Genomic DNA, 17,608 nt, shown 5'->3' with positions numbered 1-17,608 from the left:
CCGGCACTGTTGATTTCCCGGCAATGCTGATGCCGAAGCCTTGCCCAGTCAGTGTTTAGAACTCTGCATTACCCGGTGTCCGTGGGAACGCAATTACATCGCGCACGTTACCGACACCGGTTACATAAGATACTAAACGCTCAAAACCCAAGCCAAAACCGGCATGCGGTACAGTACCGTAGCGGCGTAAATCGCGATACCAGCCGTAATCTTCTTTGTTCAGGCCCATCTCATCCATACGCTTATCCAGCATTTCGAGGCGCTCTTCACGCTGACTGCCACCGATAATTTCACCAATGCCCGGTGCCAGTACGTCCATTGCTGCCACCGTTTTACCGTCTTCATTTAAGCGCATATAGAAGGCTTTAATGTCTTTCGGGTAGTTTTGCATAATGATGGGGGCACCAATATGCTCTTCGGCCAGATAGCGTTCGTGTTCAGACTGCAGATCGACACCCCATTCCACCGGGTACTCGAATTTCTTACCGCAGTTTTTCAGAATTTCGATGGCATCGGTGTAGTCCATCCGCACAAAGCTGGAGTTCACCACCTTTTCCAGCCGGTTAATTGCATCAGCGTCAATCCGCTCGGCAAAGAAGGCTAAATCATCGGCGCGCTCGGTCAGTACCGCTTTAAACACGTACTTCAGCATATCTTCGGCCAGCTGGGCGATATCTTTTAGCTCAGCAAAGGCGACTTCCGGTTCAATCATCCAAAACTCAGCCAGATGGCGGCTGGTGTTAGAGTTCTCGGCACGGAAGGTCGGGCCAAAGGTATAGATCTTTGACAGCGCACAGGCATAGGCTTCGCCGTTCAGCTGACCTGATACCGTTAAAAAGGTTTCTTTACCAAAGAAGTCCTGGCTAAAATCGACTTTACCCTGGTCGTTACGTGGCAGGTTATGAATATCCAGCGTACTGACGCGGAACATCTCACCGGCCCCTTCGGTATCAGAACCGGTAATAATTGGCGTACTGATCCAGTAATAACCCTGTTCATGGAAAAAGCGATGGATGGCCTGTGCCAGACAATGCCGCACCCGGGTGACGGCACCCATAATATTGGTACGTGGCCGCAGGTGCGCCTGCTCGCGCAGATACTCCATACTGTGGCGTTTGGGGGCCATAGGGTAAGTATCCGGGTTTTCTACCCAGCCTAACACTTCGACGACATCAGCCTGAATTTCATACGCCTGGCCCTGACCTTCAGAGCGGGCAATCACACCTGAAACTGCCACAGAGCAAGAGGTGGTCAGACGCTTTACTTCTGTTTCGTAATTGGCCAGATTGGCCGGAACCACGGCCTGAACCGCATCAAAACAGCTGCCGTCATGCACGGCTAAAAAGGAAATACCGGCTTTTGAATCGCGGCGGGTGCGGATCCAGCCTTTTACCGTGATCTTTTCGCCAACCGCATAGCGACCGGCCAGAACATCTTTAATAACAGCATGCGTCATGCAAACAACTCCAAAGGGACAAGCAGGGGCAGCATCAGCTCTAGCGCCCAGGTTGAATTAAAGCAGTAATGATACTTGGCGCAAGGCTGAATACAAGCAAAAAATTGCGCCAGCAGAAAAGAGTTGGCTCGCCGGAAGAAAGTTGCGTACTAGGGCGTGGCGACCTGACGGACCTGCACCTTTTTCAAATTAGGTAAATAGATAAGCTGTTGACCATCGGCACTTAGGATCACCTCAGCGGTACCCCGAAAGTGCCGGCTTTCGAGTCGATCCGCATCCAGCACCCAAAGCCGGATATTATTTTCCAGCAGCAGTTGCTTGCCATCCTGCTGACTGGCTATCAGTTGCAGCTTATAACCTTGTTGCGCCGGCAGCTGACCATCCTGATAACTCAGATCAAACTGAAAGCCGCCACTTAATGCCTGTACGTTGCCAGTACGTAAGTTACGGCCGCTAATAAGAATAGCGCTACCACGGGCTAAAGCCCGCGGTGCCGTTAAACGCCAGAGACTGCCATCGGTCAGCGCCAGTTGGTTCGTGCTGCTGCCATTTATTTCCGACAACAGATATTGCACTGGCTCACCCGGGGTTTGTGACAAGATAGCGGCGCTGAAAAACAGTGCGCCAAGCAGGCTTAGGCGTTTTAGCATCAGGGTACCGCCTGATAAAGGGTTTTGATCCAGCGCTCTTCGGTAATAAAGTTCCAGTGCCAGGCTTTGAACTCGTCACCCAGACCTTTGGCAATGAGTTCGGCTTCAGAGACGCCTTGCTGTTTGGCGGCAGTCACCAGCGCCAGCGTTTGCTCCATCATAGCCAGTTCTCGCTGTAAGCCGGCTTTATTAGTCAGCTCACCATGGCCCGGAATCACCTGCGTTTGCTCATCAATTTTGCTAATCACATAGCGGGTATTTTCAATATATTGCTGCACATTGCCGCCATTATTGGTATCAACGAACGGAAAGCGGCCCTGAAACATCAGATCGCCCATATGCACAATATTCTGTGCCGGGAACCAAATCAGCAAGTCGCCGTCGGTATGGCTGGCCGGCATCGGCTCCAGCACCAGCTCCACGCCATAATGATTAAGCGTAGTTTTCTCTGTGATGCTGGTTTTCGGTAAGCCCGCCGGATCGAAATTGGCGTTAGCGGCCAGCCGGGTTTTAACATTGGCATGAGCAATAATGTCAGCCCGCGCGGCCAGGGCGGCATTGCCACCAACATGATCGCCATGCATATGGGTATTAATCAACGTTGTGAGTTCAGCCGGGCTTAGCGTTTTTAAGCTGGCGCGAATTTTCTCCGCCAGCTCCGCGTACTGGCTGTCAATCAATAGCACGCCCTGAGGTGCGGCGACCGCAGCCATATTGCCGCCTGCGCCGGTCAGCATATAGACATTATCTTTTAACGGGGTGGCACTAACCTGTACATCGGCAAAGCGGTTGGCCAACGCCACGCTACTACAAAGTAGCAGGGCTGCGCCGGTAAAAAGGCTAAGGGTTTTAGTTAATTTCATTATCGGCTCCAATAGTTTAGGCACAAAAACTACGGCCTGTTTTGCTGTTTAGTTTACTCTAGCACGACGAGGCGACCTCGTACATCGACGAAGTGAGACGGCTTAGCTGTGCACTGCTAATGGTAAAGGGCGGCATAATATAGATCAGGTTATTAAAGGGCCGGATCCAGACGCCGCGCTCGACAAACTGAGCCTGTAATTTCGCCACGTCCACTTTTTGCCGCATTTCCAGCACCCCTATGGCGCCCAGCACCCGCACCTGTTTTACGGCGGCAAGCTTAGCGCAGGGCGCTAACTCCACGGTAAGCTGTTGTTCAATCGACGCTACCTGCTGCTGCCAGTGCCCTTCGGCAATGATGCTGATACTCTCCAGCGCTACCGCACAAGCCAGCGGATTGGCCATAAAAGTCGGGCCATGCATTAACCCGCCGGCCGCACTTAAACTAATACCGCGGGCAATTTCATCGCTACAAAGCGTGGCGGCCAGCGTCAGATAGCCACCACTTAACGCCTTGCCCAGACAGAGGATATCCGGATTAACTGCCGCATGCTCACAGGCAAACAGCTTACCGCTGCGGCCAAAGCCGGTAGCAATTTCATCGGCAATCAGCAGCACCTGATACTGGTCACAGAGCTCGCGTACACCGCGTAAATAATCCGGATGATAAAAGCGCATACCACCATAGCCCTGAACGATCGGCTCCAGAATGATGGCGGCGATGTCATTGGCAGACTGGCGCAGGAGGTCACGTAGCGGCGTCAGATCGTTATCGTCAAAGGGGCCGGCAAAAGCACTCTGTGGTGCCGGCAGGAAATAATGCTGTGGCAGTAACTGGCTAAACATACTATGCATACTGTCATGCGGATCGCAGACCGCCATCGCCGCGAAGGTATCCCCATGGTAGCCTTTGCGCAGACTTATCAGCCGGGTTTTTTGGGCTTGGCCGACACCTTGCCAGTATTGCAGCGCCATTTTCAGCGCCACTTCTACCGCAATAGAGCCGCTGTCGGCCAGGAAAACCTTGCTGAGATTGGCCGGAACCATCTTAAGCAGCTGCTGACAGAGTGCCACCGCCGGCTGATGGGTAATGCCGCCAAACATCACGTGCGCCATCTGGCTAAGTTGGCTGCTGATGGCCTGATTCAGCCGCGGGTGATTATAACCATGCACGGCTGACCACCAGGAAGCGGTACCGTCAATCAGTTTACGGCCGTCTTCCAGCTCCAGTTCGCAGCCATCGGCCCGCACTACCGGATAGACCGGTAGTGGCGTTAACATCGACGTATAGGGGTGCCAGATATGCTGGCGATCAAAATCCAGATTTATGCTCATAAAATAATCAATAGTAAACTTTGATGGCTGGTCTGCGTTGACAAGCCGGGGTTGGTCGCTAGACTAGCGGAAAAACCATTGCGGCTCAATGCTGCTACGCTGATAACAGGGATCCCCATGCAGGCCACATCTTTTCAGGTTACTCCCCGCCATAACTGGACTTTAGCCGAGGTTAATGCGCTGTTCGCCTTACCCTTTAATGATTTATTATTTCAGGCACAGTCGGTGCACCGGGCGCATTTTAATGCCAATGAGGTACAGGTTAGCACCTTGCTGTCGATTAAAACCGGTGCCTGTGCCGAAGATTGTAAATATTGTCCGCAAAGTGGTCATTACAATACCGGCCTTGAGCGTGAGCGGTTGTTAGAGGTAGAAAAGGTGCTGCGCCAGGCCGCAGCCGCGAAAGACAAGGGTGCCAGTCGCTTTTGTATGGGCGCCGCCTGGAGTAACCCTAAGCAGCGCGATATGCCGTATTTAATTGAAATGGTGCGTGGCGTAAAAGCCATGGGTCTGGAAACCTGTATGACACTGGGTAAGCTGGAGCCGGAGCAGGCGCATTCACTGGCCGCAGCAGGCCTGGATTACTACAACCATAATCTGGATACCTCGCCGGAGTTTTACGGTGAAATTATTACCACCCGCAGTTATCAGGATCGACTGGATACGCTGAGCCATGTGCGCGATGCCGGCATGAAAGTCTGTTGTGGTGGCATTGTCGGTATGGGGGAAAGTGCCAATGACCGCTCGGCGTTACTGATGCAAATTGCCAATCTGCCGCTGCATCCGGAGAGCGTGCCAATTAATATGCTGGTCAAGGTAGAAGGCACGCCGCTGGAGAATGTCGCCGATCTGGACGGTTTTGAGTTTATCCGTACCATCGCCGTGGCCCGTATTATGTTGCCAAAAAGTCATGTTCGCTTATCGGCCGGTCGCAGCCGGATGAATGAACAGATGCAGGCGCTGTGCTTTTTCGCCGGCGCCAACTCCATTTTCTACGGTGATAAACTGCTGACCACCGAAAACCCGGCGGCGGATGCGGATATGCAATTATTTGCCAAGCTCGGCATCGTGCCGGAAAAGCGCCAGGATGTGTCGGATGAAGCCCATGCGCTGGCACTGGCCGATGCCATTAAAGAGCAGCAAAATCCGCCGCTATATCATGCTGCAGGCTAAGCGCCATGCAGCTTGCCGCCATGCAACAGGCACTTGCCGAGCGCGAGGCTAAGGCGCTCAGGCGTAGCACCAGGGCACTTGGCGCCGTCTCTGGCCGGTTATTGCATGTCAATGGCCGGCAGTATCTGAATTTTTCCGGTAATGACTATCTGGGGTTGGCCAGCGAGCCCAAAGTCCAGCAAGCGCTGTGTGATGCGGTCAGTCAATATGGGGTAGGCAGTACCGGCTCGCCTTTGGTAACAGGTTTTCATGCCGCGCATCAGGCATTAAGTGCTGAGCTTTGTGACTGGCTTGGTGTTGAGCGGGTCTTGCTGTTTAGCTCGGGCTTTGCCGCTAACCAAAGTATGCTGGAGTGTCTGGCCAGTGCCGATGATCAGCTGCTGCTCGACAAGCTCTGTCATGCCTCCCTGATTAGCGCCGCACAGCAGCATCCTTCACAGGTCAAGCAGCCACTGCGGCGTTTTGCGCATAATGAGTTGGCATCCTTAGAAAAGCTGTTACAAAAAACCGCCAGCGCCAGTCATCAGTTGGTGGTGACTGAAGGTGTGTTTAGTATGGATGGCGACAGTCCGGATCTGCCGGCTATGCTGAGGCTGTGTCAGCAGCATCAGGCCGCGCTGCTACTGGATGATGCGCATGGTATAGGCGTACTGGGGCCAGAGGGGCGCGGTACTGCTGCGGCTCAGGGCATTGCCTGCAGCGAAGTGTTTTGCACTATGGCGAATTTTGGCAAAGCCCTGGGCGCCAGCGGTGCTTTTCTGGCAGCGAACAGCACCGTTATCGAGTATCTGGAACAGTTTGCCAAACATTATATTTACAGCACAGCGCTGCCACCGGCACTTTGCGCGGCAGTGCACTGTGCTATCCGTTTAGTTCGCACTGAGCAGTGGCGACGTGACCAGCTACAGGACAATATCCGCTTGTTCCGACAACTGGCAGCAGAGGCCGGTTTACCGCTGCTGCAAGCAGAACAGGCGACGACCAGTTGGCTGGATAGCAGCCAGCACAGTGCCATTCAGCTGCTGCTATTAGGCGAAGCCAGTCGTGCTTTGGCACTGAGCCAGGCCTTAAAACAGCAGGGGATTTGGCTGACCGCGATCCGGCCACCGACGGTGCCGCCTAATAGTGCCAGGTTACGCATAACGCTGAGCGCCAGCCATCAGCCGGACGATATCCGGTTTTTAATCAATACCTTAAGGCAGTATTTTTAATGCAAGCTGTAATGCAAGCTTCTCAGGGCGCCATCGCTGCCTGTTTTGGTAAAGCCGCGGCCAGTTATCAGCACGCGGCCCGCTTACAGCGCCAGGTCGCCTATCAGGCGTTGGCCGGTTTAACGGCTGCCGGTTCGCTTACAGGCACAACACTGGGCAACACGCTCGATTTGGGCTGCGGCCCGGGTTGGCTGCATCCGGAGTTAGCACCGCATACCGAAACGCTGACTGCGCTGGATTTTAGTGCCGGCATGCTGGCTGCGGCCAAGGCACAGGGGCAGGCGGCGCATTATCTGTTAGCCGATGCGGCGGCGATCCCACTGGCTGATGCCAGTATCAATACCGTATTTTCCAGTTTAATGCTGCAGTGGTGCCCTGAGCCAGCCCAGGTACTGCACGAAATTAGCCGGGTACTGACGCCAGGGGGTCGGGCTGTGGTCACGACCTTAGTTGCCGGCACCCTTAGCGAGTTGCAGACCGCCTTTGCTGCGGTGGATCAGCACCAGCATGTGCAACATTTTTTACCCCTCAATGCACTCAGCACCGCCGCAGAGGCCTCAGGCGCAAGCTGGCAAGTGCATAGCTATCAGCTTGACCTTAGCTACCCGGATATCTTTGCGCTGGCAAAAGAGTTAAAACAATTGGGCGCCAGTTATATTGCCAATCGTGGGCGGCAGGGGTTAACCGGCAAGGGTTACTGGCAACAGGTTGCGGCGGCCTATCCGAATGCCAGTGCTTCAGGTTTAACGGCCAGCTATCAGGTTGCGGTGTTACAGCTTAGCAAGCCATGCAGGGATTAATGATGAACCAACACTGTTTTTTTGTTACCGGCACTGATACCGATGCCGGTAAGACCTATGTCAGTGCCTTGTTGTTACAAGGCTATGCCGCTTTGGGCATTACTGCGCTGGGCGCGAAACCGCTGGCAGCGGGTGCAGAGCAGGCGGCGGATGGCAGCCTGCAAAATAGTGACGCGTTACTGTTGCAGCAGCATTCTGGTATCGCGTTGCCTTATGTGCAGCATAATCCGGTGTGTTTAGCCGAACCAGCCGCACCGCATCTGGTGGCGGCCGCCGCTGGTATCAGGCTGAATGAGCCACAACTGACTGCACATTTGCAGCAGTTACAGCAAACTCAGGCGCCGCGCATTTTAATCGAGGGCGCCGGTGGTTGGTTATTACCTTTATCGGATAAGCGTTATCTGGCGGATTGGGTGCTGGAACAGCAATTGCCGGTGGTGTTAGTGGTAGGCATTAAGCTGGGCTGTTTAAATCATGCCATGCTCACGGTGCGGGAATTAGAGCGCAGTGGTGCCAGGATCCTTGGTTGGGTCGCCAATATTATCAGCCCGGATATGCTGTATCTGGCACAAAATATTGCGGACTTAACGCAGCGTATTCAGGCGCCCTTGCTGGCTACTGTGCCTTATGCCGCTGTCGCTAAGCCGGAAATCGCGCTTCAGTTAGCGGCAGCCTTAGAACAACATCTGACTTAGGCCGTTGTGAGTGCTTATATTTACTTACACGTTTTACCTGACTTTTCATATTTTTTGCCGTAAAACGGCAACCAGAAATTGAATTCATGGTCTATGCCCATATATACAGGTGCAGTAAATCTTAAGAGGGTGTATCGATGAAACGGGTGTTGTTATTTCTGGCAACTAACTTAGCGGTGATTTTAGTTCTGAGCATTGTATTAAATATCGTGTTCAGCTTTCTGGGAATAGACCATAGCAGTATCGGCGGCTTACTGGTGTTTGCCGCGATTTTTGGCTTTGGTGGCTCCTTTATCTCGTTACTGATGTCTAAGTGGATGGCTAAGCGCTCTACCGGCGCTGTGGTGATCACTCAGCCGCGTAATGCTACTGAGCACTGGCTGATGAATACCGTGGCCAAGCAAGCGAAAGCGGCAGGCATTGGTATGCCGGAAGTGGCGGTCTATGACTCGCCAGAAATGAATGCCTTTGCTACCGGGGCTAACCGTAATAATGCGCTGGTCGCCGTATCTACCGGTTTGCTGCGCAATATGAGCGAAGATGAAGTCGAAGCGGTGTTGGCACATGAGGTGTCTCACATCGCCAATGGCGATATGGTGACGCTAACGCTGATCCAGGGCGTGGTGAATACCTTTGTGATTTTCTTAGCGCGTTTAATTGCCGGTGTGATTCGTAACAACAACCAGCAAATGGGCCAGCTGGCGTATTTTGCCATCGTTATCGTACTGGAAATGGTATTTGGTATTCTGGCCAGCATCATTGTGATGTGGTTCTCGCGGCAGCGAGAATACCGGGCTGATGCCGGTGCCGCCCGTTTAGCCGGTGCCGGTAAGATGATTAAAGCGCTGGAGCGGTTAAAGTATAACCATGAAAGCCGCCTGGAAGGCAGTATGATGGCCTTTGGTATTTCCGGTAAGAAAGCCAAATCAGAACTGTTCTTAAGCCATCCACCGCTGGAAAAACGCATTGCTGCGTTGCAAAACAGCCGGCAGTTTTAAGCCTTAACTTAAGTCTGCAATTAAGCCTTAACCGACAGCACCCCGCACTAGCGGGGTGTCTGCTATCTGGTGCGTTACCGCCAGTTAAACCTTACGTACAAACTCCGATTTCAGGCTCATGGCGCCAAAGCCATCAATTTTACAGTCGATATCATGATCGCCTGACACCAGCCGGATATTCTTCACCTTAGTGCCAATTTTCACTACTGCTGAAGAGCCCTTCACTTTTAGATCTTTAATTACGGTAACGGTATCGCCGTCCTGCAGCAGGTTGCCGGCGCTATCGCGGATTTGCAGTCCTTGCTCAGGGGTTGCGTTGTCAGTCGCAGACCATTGATGGCCGCAGGCCGGGCAAAGCAGCAACTCGCCATCCTGATAGGTGTATTCAGCCTGACAACTGGGACAGGCGGGTAGGGTTTGCATAGGGTACTCCCACTGACGAAACCGGCGATTATAGCCGACAACAGCACGGCTGTCGTGCCGCTATTTCGCCGCTTTATCTTCGTTATTCAGCTAAATGCCGCGCCTGCACCGTCTTTGGCCGGATAATTTGCTATGCTGCCAGTTCGCTTTTTTGCCTTGCACGCTGCAGGCTATGTTAAGGAGAGCTTATTTATGACCCTGGCGCTGATCCCCGCACCTATTATCGCGGCTTTTAATCCACCGCGGCGTATTTTAATGGGCCCCGGGCCTTCTGATGTCTATCCGACCGTGCTGGCAGCACAAAGTAAACCTACTGTCGGCCATTTGGATCCGCTGTTTGTCGGCATGATGGATGAACTGAAACAACTGCTGCAATATGCGTTTCAAACCCGCAACGAGATGACGCTGGCCATCTCCGCACCGGGCTCAGCCGGGATGGAAGCCTGTTTTGTCAACCTGGTAGAGCCGGGTGAGAAAGTGATCGTTTGTCGTAACGGCGTGTTTGGCGAACGGATGCGGCAGAATGTCGAACGTTGCGGCGGTATTGCCGTGACGGTCGATCATAGCTGGGGCGAACCGGTCGATCCGGCTAGGGTTGAAGATGCGTTGAAACAGCACCCGGATGCGCGCTTTTTGGCCTTTGTGCATGCGGAAACCTCAACCGGGGCGTTATCAGATGCCAAAACGCTCTGTGCGCTGGCCAGGCAGTATGATTGTCTGAGTATTGTGGATGCTGTCACTTCACTTGGTGGTGTCGAGCTGCGCGTGGATGACTGGGGCATTGATGCCATTTATTCCGGCAGTCAGAAATGTTTGTCTTGCGTACCGGGTTTATCACCGGTGTCTTTCTCGCCGGCTGCGGTGGCAAAAATCAAGGCACGTAAGACGCCGGTGCAAAGCTGGTTCCTCGATCAAAGCCTGGTAATGTCCTATTGGAGTGGTGGTGCGAAACGGGCTTATCACCACACCGCCCCGGTTAACACGCTGTACGCGCTGCATGAGTCGCTACGCTTACTGGCGGCAGAGGGCCTGGAGCAAGCCTGGGCCAGACATCAGGCGATGCATCAGCAATTAAAGCAGGGCTTAGACCAGCTTGGTATCGACTTTGTGGTGGCCGAGCCTTATCGCTTACCGCAGCTTAATGCCATTTATATCCCGGCCGGCGTGGATGATGCCGCTGTGCGTAGCCGTTTGCTGAACGACTATAACCTGGAGATTGGCGCTGGCCTTGGCGATCTGGCCGGTAAAGCCTGGCGCATTGGCCTGATGGGCTTTGGCGCCAGGCGGGAAAATGTGGCGCTGTGTTTACAGGCGCTGAGTGAAGTTCTGCGTTAGTTCGGGTTGATGGTTAGCAACAAGCCAGCGTTTCAGTGCTGGCTTTTTTTATCGTTTTTTCCGGGCATTTGAGCGGCTGTGACTACCCGTGGTAGCGGCATTCTGTTAGTTTCTGGCTATTAGAATAACAATATAACAGCAATGAGGTGTTAACCATGGCTATTGGCCGCCGTTTCCCACTAACCCTACTTTCTCTGTGTTTTGCTAGCTGCTTTAACCCGGCATTGGCCAGCACAGCAAGCGAAGGCTACTATCGTTTTCCGGCTTTGCAGCAACAACAACTGGTGTTTACCGCTGAAGGTGATATCTGGAAGGGCAGCCTTGGTCAGCAACAGGCGCAGCGCCTGACAACCCATCCGGCACTGGAGCGCGATCCCTTGCTCGCCGCTGATGGTCAGACGCTGTACTTTGTCGCCAATTACGAGGGGACGGACGAGGTTTATCAGCTGGCACTGAGCGGTGGCCCGGCCCAACGGCTGACCTTTGAAAATAGCCGGGTGCGTTTGTTACAAAGCCTGAGCGATGGCCGGTTGCTATATGCTACCGATAACGCCAGTGGCCCGGCGAATTTCTGGCAATTGACCTTACTCGATCCAAAAACCGGCCTCAGTACCATTCTGCCGCTGGCCGATGCCAATAGCGGTCAGCTGGATGAGAGCAGTAATACGCTATTTTTTACCCGTTTTGGCCTGCATTTGACCGGGGATAATGCCAAAGTTTACCGCGGCGGCGCCATGGGCGAGCTGTGGCGCTGGACTTTAGGCTCAAGCGTAGAGGCCGAGCGCTTATTGCCGGAACATACTGGCTCTATTAGTCAGCCACAGGTGGCTAATGGCCGGGTTTACTTTGTCAGTGATGCCGATGGCAATAGTAATATCTGGTCAGTCACCTTAGCTGGTCAGGATCTGCAACAGCATACGCAACAGCAAGACTGGCGTATTGGCCGCTTATCGGTCAGTGGCGGTAAGGCGGTGTATCAATTGGGTGCCGATCTGGTGCAGCTGGATCTGCAGACGGGGCAAAGCCAGACGCTACCATTACAACTGGCGTCGGATCGGCTGCAACAACGCGAGCGCTGGCTGGATAAGCCGCTGAGTTACCTCACTGACGTCACGGCTAATGCCAATACCAAACAAGCGGCCTTAACGGTACGAAGCCAGATTATCCTGGTCGGCCAGGACAACAGACGCACAGTTCAGATCGCAACGCCAGAAGGCAGTCGCTCCCGGCAAGCCTTGCTGAGTCATGATGGTAACTGGGTGTACGCTATTAACGATGCCAGTGGCGAAAACGAGATCTGGCGCTTTGCTGCCGATGGCGCTAACCGTGCTGAGCAATTAACCAAAGACGGGTCAACCTTCCGTTGGGGCTTACATCTGTCACCGGATGGCCGCTATCTGGCGCACGATGATAAAAACGGCGATCTCTGGTTACTCGATCTGCAAACTGGCAGTAATCGCAAAATTTATCAGCAAGGCTGGGGACATTCACCCTACGCCGATGTGATCTGGTCAGCAGATAGCCAGCTACTGGCCTTTACGCTGAATCATCAACAGCGACCGCGCAGTCAGGTGGTGCTGTACAGTCTGGCTGAGCAACGCAGCGAAGTACTGACCAGCGATAAATATGAATCCTATGCCCCGGCCTTTAGCCCGGATGGTCTCTGGTTGTACTTTCTCTCTGATCGTCAGTTCCGCGCCACGCCATCAAGCCCCTGGGGCGACCGTAACCTGGGGCCGATGTTTGATAAAAGAGCAGAAATCTTTGCCCTTAGCCTGAAAGCCGACGCCTGTTTCCCCTTTGCGCCGGCGCAAGAGCTGGTTAACTGCGATAACAAGGCTGCCACCGAGACGATGCAGGGCCGTCGCGCGCAGCGTATCGATTGGCAAGGGCTAGCCAGCCGTTTATGGCAGGTGCCTGTCAGCGCCGGCAATTACCGGCAATTAAGTTTGAATAATGAACGGCTTTATCTGCTAAGTCGCGAGCAGGGCGAGCAGGCGTCAGAATTACTGACCGTTAATATTGCCCAGCGTGCGGTGAAAACCAGCAGCGTTAGCAAAGGCGTGGCGCGTTATCAGTTAAGTGCCGATGGCAAAACCCTGTTTATTCAAAAAGCGGCTCAGGATAACAGTGGCGAGCTGTTACTGGTGCCGGCCAGCGATAAGTTACCGGCGGATCTGAGCACGGCCCGGTTAAATACCGCAGCACTGCGCCTCGCGGTGGTGCCACAAACCGAGTGGCGGCAGATGTTTAATGACGCCTGGCTGATGCACCGCGATTTTCTGTTTGACAAAAATATGCGGGGGCTGGATTGGCAAGCGACCCGCAGCAAGTATTTACCGCTCTTGCAGCGCGTTACAGATAGACACGAACTGGACGACCTGTTATCGCAAATGATGGGCGAGCTAAACGCTCTGCATTCGCAGGTGCGCGGAGGAGAATATCGTGACGATCCTACCGCGCCCGGTGCGGCGAGTCTGGGTGCGCGTTTAAACAATCAGCCGGGCGGGGTGCAGGTCGCGCATATTTATCAGACCGATCCGGAACTGCCGGCTCAGGCCTCACCGCTGGCAAGACCAGGGGTTAATATTCAGGCCGGTGATGTGATTATCGCGGTGAATGGTCAGCGCATCAGCAATCTGGCGGAATTGACCACAGCACTGCGCAATCAAGCGGGGCGTCAGGTGTTGCTGGAGCTAAAGCGCGGTAATACCGCACTGAAGCGTATTGTCGAACCTGTGCCGGCGGCGCAGGAATCGATGTTGCGTTATCAGGACTGGGTACAGCGCAATTTGCAGCAGGTCACTGAGGCATCAGCCGGGCGCTTTGGCTATTTGCATCTGAATGCGATGGGGCCGGCAGATATTGCCAATTTTGCCCGTGAGTTTTATGCCCATTTCCAGAAAGAGGGCCTGATTATCGATGTGCGGCGCAACCGTGGCGGCAATATTGACAGCTGGATTATTGAGAAGCTGTTACGCCGGGCCTGGTCGTTCTGGCAGCCAACCCATGGCGCGCCCTACACCAATATGCAGCAAGCCTTCCGCGGCCATTTAGTGGTGCTGGCTGACCCCTTGACTTACTCTGATGGCGAAACCTTCTCCGCCGGCGTGCGGGCGCTGGGCCTGGGCCCGGTGATAGGGCAACGTACCGCTGGTGCCGGTGTCTGGTTATCCGGTCGTAACTTACTGGCCGACCGTGGTGTGGCGCGGGTAGCGGAAACTCCGCAGTTTGCCATGGATGGCCGCTATATCATCGAAGGTTATGGCGTAGAACCGGATATTGAGGTGGTGAATTTGCCTTATGCCAGCTTTAACGGCCAGGATGCCCAGTTGCAGGCGGCACTTAACTATTTAACCACACAGTTAAGCCGCCAGCCGGTACAACCGCTGCGGGCGGCACCGCTGACACCGGCGATAGCTGAGGATATTAAACGCTGATTAAGCTTGCTTTTTTGCTGCCCCGGCGTATCTTGAATAAAAAAGGCAGAGAAGGAGTGACTATGCCATTTAGTGCTGAGCTGATAGAAGAGTTAAGGGTGCTGGCGTTGTTTAATCTGGACAGCATCAATTCCGGGATCAAAGCGCACAAGGTCGCGCAACCTGAAGTGTTGGCGGCTATTAGCCGCCTTTATGCCAAAGGCTTGATCAGCCAACCGGACGGCGGCTATCTGACTGATCTCGGGATCCACTGTGCGGAGCAATTGCAAAGCACTTTGCGCATTTTGGGTGCACATCAGAGTTAAGTGCTGTTGTACGGCATATTACGGGCGCTTTAGCGCCCGTAATTGTTTACGCTCACGCTTGATAAGCTGCTGCAACGGGTAAGCCGCCTGCTGATTACCGGCAAAGATCAGCTGTTCATAGTGCTGGCGCAGCTGCTGCAGTAGCTCAGCCTGACCCGGATTGGCTGTTGCCAGCCGGTTTAGCCAATGACTCAGTGGTTCAGCACTTTGCCCGGGTGGCGGCAACACGGACAATACCTGACGTCGCCAGTGGTCCGGCGCCTGTTGCTGTCGCAGCCGCTGCTGGCGGTAGCGTAGAAGCGTATAAGCCATCAGCAGTGACAGCACTCCGAGTGAGATAGCGACAAGCAGTGGCCAATAGTGCAATAACGCGGCGAGTTGCTGCCACAGCACCGATTGCTGGTTTTGATCAAAGCCTAACACCCACACCGACCACAGATAATCCAGATGTGACCACTGTAATGCCAGTTGTTGCAGCCAACCTGGTTGCCAGCCACTGAGTAACGCGCGCTCCGGTTCACTTAGCGCCTGCGCCAGCCCCTGTAAAATCCGCTCAGGTGCAATGGCCGCAGTGGGGTCAAACAAATGCCAGTAGCCATCCTGCAAATACTCAACCCAGGCATGGGCGTCACGCTGGCGCACAATTAAATACTGCTGACTGGCTTGCCAGTCGCCGCCCTGATAGCCGCCAACCACCCGTGCCGGTACGCCGGCAGCCCTGAGTAACATCGCGCTGGCTGAGGCATAGTGGCTGCAAAAACCGCTGCGGGTTTGAAACAGAAACTGATCAATGGCATCGGCCCCTAGTCTTGGGGGCTCCAGCGTGTAGTAAAAGGCTTGTTCACGAAATAGCGTGGCCAGGGCTGCACTCAGCTGATGACCATCGCTACCATATTGTTGTTGCTGCTGCATGGCCAATTGCTGGCTGCGAGGATTACTGTTGCCGGCTTGTTGCAAGTTAAGCTGCCGCTCAGCGTTTGCCACCAGTGGTAACGGGCTTAACAGGCTGCTGACCTGATAACTAAGACGCTGACTGATCAGTTGCGTACTTTGCAATAGCGCTGCCGGACGCGGCTGCAGGTTTTCGCTCCAGCTCAACGGCAGGCCGAGGCTAAACACATCGCGCTGAAAACTGCTCTCTGCCAGTACCTGATAGTCGAGCCGGTTTTGGCTATTACTGCTTGCCGGGGTGGCCAACGCCGTGAGCTGCTGCTGTCGCCGGTCAAAACGGCTATGCTCCTGCCAGCGGCGGCCATCAAAGTGTTCATAGACTTTAGCACGCCAGTACCAAAGTTCGCGGGCTGGCGGCGGCCCGTTAAAACTGACCCGAAAAGCCAGGGCATCATTTTGCACCAGCCGTTCAATACTGCCGGGATCCAGTTCACTGCCAAGGCCGGTACTGGCTTGTTGCTGATTTGGCATTTGCCACAGCGGTGGTAAGCGCGGGAATAACAGGAAAAGTCCAAGCCAGATCGGCAACGCCAGTGCCACGGTTTTTAATAACGGTTTAAGCTTAAGTTGACTACTATTCGGGGCGAATAACTGAAAATGCAGCATCAAGTTCAGCGCTAACAAGCCAAAAATCAGCAGTGCCATTAGCATTTGCTGATAAAAAATAAAACCGCAACTGAGCGCAAAATACTGCACCCACAGCAGTTGTATCGCATCACGGCGTAATTTCAGGCTAAAGCTGCGTCCTACCGCAGAGAGCAGCAGAATATGAAACATCAGATTCATCGCACCGATACTGCGCGCTTGCCAGAATAGCAGCAGTAACAGCGGTGCGAGCAGCCAGTTGATCTGGCGTGGGCTCAGGGGTTCTGCCTGCTGATAAAGCCGCAGCAGCAACCAGCCAAATAATAACAGGAATAAAGCGCTGCTCCAGAGGGTAAAGGCGTTCTGAAACAGCAACAGAATACTGAACTGCAGCGCCACAGCCAGCTGCTGCCAGCGGCGGCTAAGTTGCAGCTCCTGGGCTAACATAACGCCAACTCCTGTAAGCAACGTTGCAGATGTTGCGCGCCCTGGCCCAGGGCCAAGGTTTTGCCCGGTAATAATAAACCATAACGTGAACCGGCCCCTTCCAGCTGTTGTAAACGGTAACAGGCGTGCTGCAGAGCCAGTTCCAGCGCCGCGCCACTGGCGTTCGGCACCTTAACCCACTGCTCATTTACGGTATTGCCGTCCTGTTGCTGGCGGACTATTGGCTGTTGCGGGTTGGTCGCCAGTTTTTTCCACAGTATGCGTCGGGGTTGGTCACCCGCCTGATACGGTTTTAACCATTCGCTGCCTTCCAGCGGTTGCGTCTGCCCCTGATTATCCGGATCCTCGTCGAGGTTTTGCTGGCCGGTCGGCGCCAGCGCTGCCGGATAGACCCAAAGCTGCGCACTGAGCGCCGGATAACTCCAGCAATTAAACAGTCCGAACGGGAACTGGCTACTGAGTTTAAGCCGCGGTAATTCATAACAGCCACGGCTAAGTTGCGGTAACTGCAACGCGAACGCCAGTTGACCGGAAATGACTGGCACCAATTGTTGCAGCCGTTGCCCCTGTAAACCCAGTTGCAGCATCTGACAATTTGCACTATTAAGCCGTAGCGGCAGAGCAGCAGGCTGATCGGCGAAGGTTTCGGCATCGGCAACCATGCTAAGTTCAAGCCGGTACAGGTTATAAAACGCCAGTAGCATCGTCAGCAACAATAAACTCAGCAGCATAAAGCTGCTTAGCAGGATCAGATTATTCTGATAATTGGTGCCCAGTAAGTACAGAATCAGCACCAACAATGCAAACCAAAGCCCAAGCCGGCTTGGTAAAATATAGATCCGCTTTTGCGTCAGGCAGACGCTGGGTTGCGCCGGTTGGCTACGCGCCAGATAAGCCTGAAACTTTTGCTGCAACAGCCGCTTTAGCATAAATAACAAAGCCT

At 54.0% G+C, this 17,608-nt stretch carries 15 protein-coding genes; 8 read left to right on the top strand and 7 right to left on the bottom strand.

Annotated elements, in window-relative coordinates; all coding sequences use genetic code 11:
* Nucleotides 1–55: 55 nt before the first annotated feature.
* The 4 genes from asnS to bioA all read right to left on the bottom strand — a co-directional run bounded on the left by asnS (nucleotide 56) and on the right by bioA (nucleotide 4,302).
* Nucleotides 56–1,456, bottom strand: coding sequence for an asparagine--tRNA ligase (gene asnS, locus AJE_RS01050; RefSeq protein WP_008949273.1), 1,401 nt, complete (start codon nucleotides 1,454–1,456; stop codon nucleotides 56–58).
* Nucleotides 1,457–1,605: 149 nt separating this feature from the next.
* Entirely contained in the window at nucleotides 1,606–2,106 is a 501-nt protein-coding gene (locus tag AJE_RS01045; protein WP_008608453.1) for a hypothetical protein, read from the bottom strand.
* Nucleotides 2,106–2,969, bottom strand: a complete 864-nt coding sequence (locus tag AJE_RS01040) for an MBL fold metallo-hydrolase (RefSeq protein ID WP_008949272.1) — start codon at nucleotides 2,967–2,969, stop codon at nucleotides 2,106–2,108. The genes AJE_RS01045 and AJE_RS01040 overlap by 1 nt, the downstream gene beginning before the upstream one ends.
* Before the next feature lie 58 nt (nucleotides 2,970–3,027).
* Nucleotides 3,028–4,302, bottom strand: coding sequence for an adenosylmethionine--8-amino-7-oxononanoate transaminase (bioA, locus tag AJE_RS01035; protein ID WP_008949271.1), 1,275 nt, complete (start codon nucleotides 4,300–4,302; stop codon nucleotides 3,028–3,030).
* 117 nt (nucleotides 4,303–4,419) lie between these two features.
* On the opposite strand from bioA, the gene bioB reads away from it, so the two are divergent.
* The 5 genes from bioB (at nucleotide 4,420) to htpX (ending at nucleotide 9,179) form a co-directional block, all read left to right on the top strand.
* Entirely contained in the window at nucleotides 4,420–5,475 is a 1,056-nt protein-coding gene (gene bioB / locus AJE_RS01030; RefSeq protein WP_008949270.1) for a biotin synthase BioB, read from the top strand.
* A gap of 5 nt (nucleotides 5,476–5,480) precedes the next feature.
* Nucleotides 5,481–6,686 carry an aminotransferase class I/II-fold pyridoxal phosphate-dependent enzyme gene (locus AJE_RS01025; protein ID WP_008949269.1) on the top strand — a complete coding sequence of 402 codons (1,206 nt, stop codon included), beginning with the start codon at nucleotides 5,481–5,483 and terminating at the stop codon, nucleotides 6,684–6,686.
* Nucleotides 6,686–7,486: a methyltransferase domain-containing protein gene (locus AJE_RS01020; protein WP_008949268.1), complete on the top strand. Its 801-nt coding sequence runs from the start codon at nucleotides 6,686–6,688 to the stop codon at nucleotides 7,484–7,486. Before AJE_RS01025 ends, AJE_RS01020 begins: the two co-directional genes overlap by 1 nt.
* Entirely contained in the window at nucleotides 7,486–8,181 is a 696-nt protein-coding gene (gene bioD, locus AJE_RS01015) for a dethiobiotin synthase (RefSeq protein WP_138984180.1), read from the top strand. Before AJE_RS01020 ends, bioD begins: the two co-directional genes overlap by 1 nt.
* Before the next feature lie 137 nt (nucleotides 8,182–8,318).
* Nucleotides 8,319–9,179, top strand: a complete 861-nt coding sequence (gene htpX / locus AJE_RS01010) for a protease HtpX (RefSeq protein ID WP_008608463.1) — start codon at nucleotides 8,319–8,321, stop codon at nucleotides 9,177–9,179.
* A gap of 84 nt (nucleotides 9,180–9,263) precedes the next feature.
* On the opposite strand, the gene AJE_RS01005 is transcribed toward htpX, so the two are convergent.
* Nucleotides 9,264–9,602: a zinc ribbon domain-containing protein YjdM gene (locus AJE_RS01005; protein ID WP_008608465.1), complete on the bottom strand. Its 339-nt coding sequence runs from the start codon at nucleotides 9,600–9,602 to the stop codon at nucleotides 9,264–9,266.
* 204 nt (nucleotides 9,603–9,806) lie between these two features.
* On the opposite strand from AJE_RS01005, the gene AJE_RS01000 reads away from it, so the two are divergent.
* The 3 genes from AJE_RS01000 to AJE_RS00990 all read left to right on the top strand — a co-directional run bounded on the left by AJE_RS01000 (nucleotide 9,807) and on the right by AJE_RS00990 (nucleotide 14,682).
* Nucleotides 9,807–10,937 (top strand): pyridoxal-phosphate-dependent aminotransferase family protein, encoded by a 1,131-nt coding sequence (locus AJE_RS01000; protein ID WP_039927851.1) that lies wholly within the window; start codon nucleotides 9,807–9,809, stop codon nucleotides 10,935–10,937.
* A gap of 155 nt (nucleotides 10,938–11,092) precedes the next feature.
* Nucleotides 11,093–14,377, top strand: coding sequence for a S41 family peptidase (locus AJE_RS00995; protein ID WP_008949265.1), 3,285 nt, complete (start codon nucleotides 11,093–11,095; stop codon nucleotides 14,375–14,377).
* A 62-nt stretch (nucleotides 14,378–14,439) separates the two neighbouring features.
* Nucleotides 14,440–14,682, top strand: a complete 243-nt coding sequence (locus AJE_RS00990; protein WP_008608470.1) for a TIGR02647 family protein — start codon at nucleotides 14,440–14,442, stop codon at nucleotides 14,680–14,682.
* Between the two features lie 18 nt (nucleotides 14,683–14,700).
* On the opposite strand, the gene AJE_RS00985 is transcribed toward AJE_RS00990, so the two are convergent.
* Together AJE_RS00985 and AJE_RS00980 are read right to left on the bottom strand one after the other, a co-directional pair.
* Nucleotides 14,701–16,665 carry a transglutaminase TgpA family protein gene (locus AJE_RS00985; protein WP_008949264.1) on the bottom strand — a complete coding sequence of 655 codons (1,965 nt, stop codon included), beginning with the start codon at nucleotides 16,663–16,665 and terminating at the stop codon, nucleotides 14,701–14,703.
* Nucleotides 16,659–17,594 carry a DUF58 domain-containing protein gene (locus AJE_RS00980; RefSeq protein WP_008949263.1) on the bottom strand — a complete coding sequence of 312 codons (936 nt, stop codon included), beginning with the start codon at nucleotides 17,592–17,594 and terminating at the stop codon, nucleotides 16,659–16,661. Before AJE_RS00980 ends, AJE_RS00985 begins: the two co-directional genes overlap by 7 nt.
* Between the last annotated feature and the right edge of the window lie 14 nt (nucleotides 17,595–17,608).

Origin of the sequence: Alishewanella jeotgali KCTC 22429 (assembly GCF_000245735.1) — a bacterium.
In the GTDB taxonomy this organism is placed as follows: domain Bacteria; phylum Pseudomonadota; class Gammaproteobacteria; order Enterobacterales; family Alteromonadaceae; genus Alishewanella; species Alishewanella jeotgali.
Note: the sequence above shows the minus strand (reverse complement) of the source record. Positions and strands in the feature narration are given on the sequence as shown.

Coding starts and splice junctions, on each gene's coding strand:
- asnS (WP_008949273.1), bottom strand. CDS start 1,456: ATGACGCATGCTGTTATTAAAGATGTTCTGGCCGGTCGCTATGCGGTT.
- AJE_RS01045 (WP_008608453.1), bottom strand. CDS start 2,106: ATGCTAAAACGCCTAAGCCTGCTTGGCGCACTGTTTTTCAGCGCCGCT.
- AJE_RS01040 (WP_008949272.1), bottom strand. CDS start 2,969: ATGAAATTAACTAAAACCCTTAGCCTTTTTACCGGCGCAGCCCTGCTA.
- bioA (WP_008949271.1), bottom strand. CDS start 4,302: ATGAGCATAAATCTGGATTTTGATCGCCAGCATATCTGGCACCCCTAT.
- bioB (WP_008949270.1), top strand. CDS start 4,420: ATGCAGGCCACATCTTTTCAGGTTACTCCCCGCCATAACTGGACTTTA.
- AJE_RS01025 (WP_008949269.1), top strand. CDS start 5,481: ATGCAGCTTGCCGCCATGCAACAGGCACTTGCCGAGCGCGAGGCTAAG.
- AJE_RS01020 (WP_008949268.1), top strand. CDS start 6,686: ATGCAAGCTGTAATGCAAGCTTCTCAGGGCGCCATCGCTGCCTGTTTT.
- bioD (WP_138984180.1), top strand. CDS start 7,486: ATGATGAACCAACACTGTTTTTTTGTTACCGGCACTGATACCGATGCC.
- htpX (WP_008608463.1), top strand. CDS start 8,319: ATGAAACGGGTGTTGTTATTTCTGGCAACTAACTTAGCGGTGATTTTA.
- AJE_RS01005 (WP_008608465.1), bottom strand. CDS start 9,602: ATGCAAACCCTACCCGCCTGTCCCAGTTGTCAGGCTGAATACACCTAT.
- AJE_RS00995 (WP_008949265.1), top strand. CDS start 11,093: ATGGCTATTGGCCGCCGTTTCCCACTAACCCTACTTTCTCTGTGTTTT.
- AJE_RS00990 (WP_008608470.1), top strand. CDS start 14,440: ATGCCATTTAGTGCTGAGCTGATAGAAGAGTTAAGGGTGCTGGCGTTG.
- AJE_RS00985 (WP_008949264.1), bottom strand. CDS start 16,665: ATGTTAGCCCAGGAGCTGCAACTTAGCCGCCGCTGGCAGCAGCTGGCT.
- AJE_RS00980 (WP_008949263.1), bottom strand. CDS start 17,594: ATGCTAAAGCGGCTGTTGCAGCAAAAGTTTCAGGCTTATCTGGCGCGT.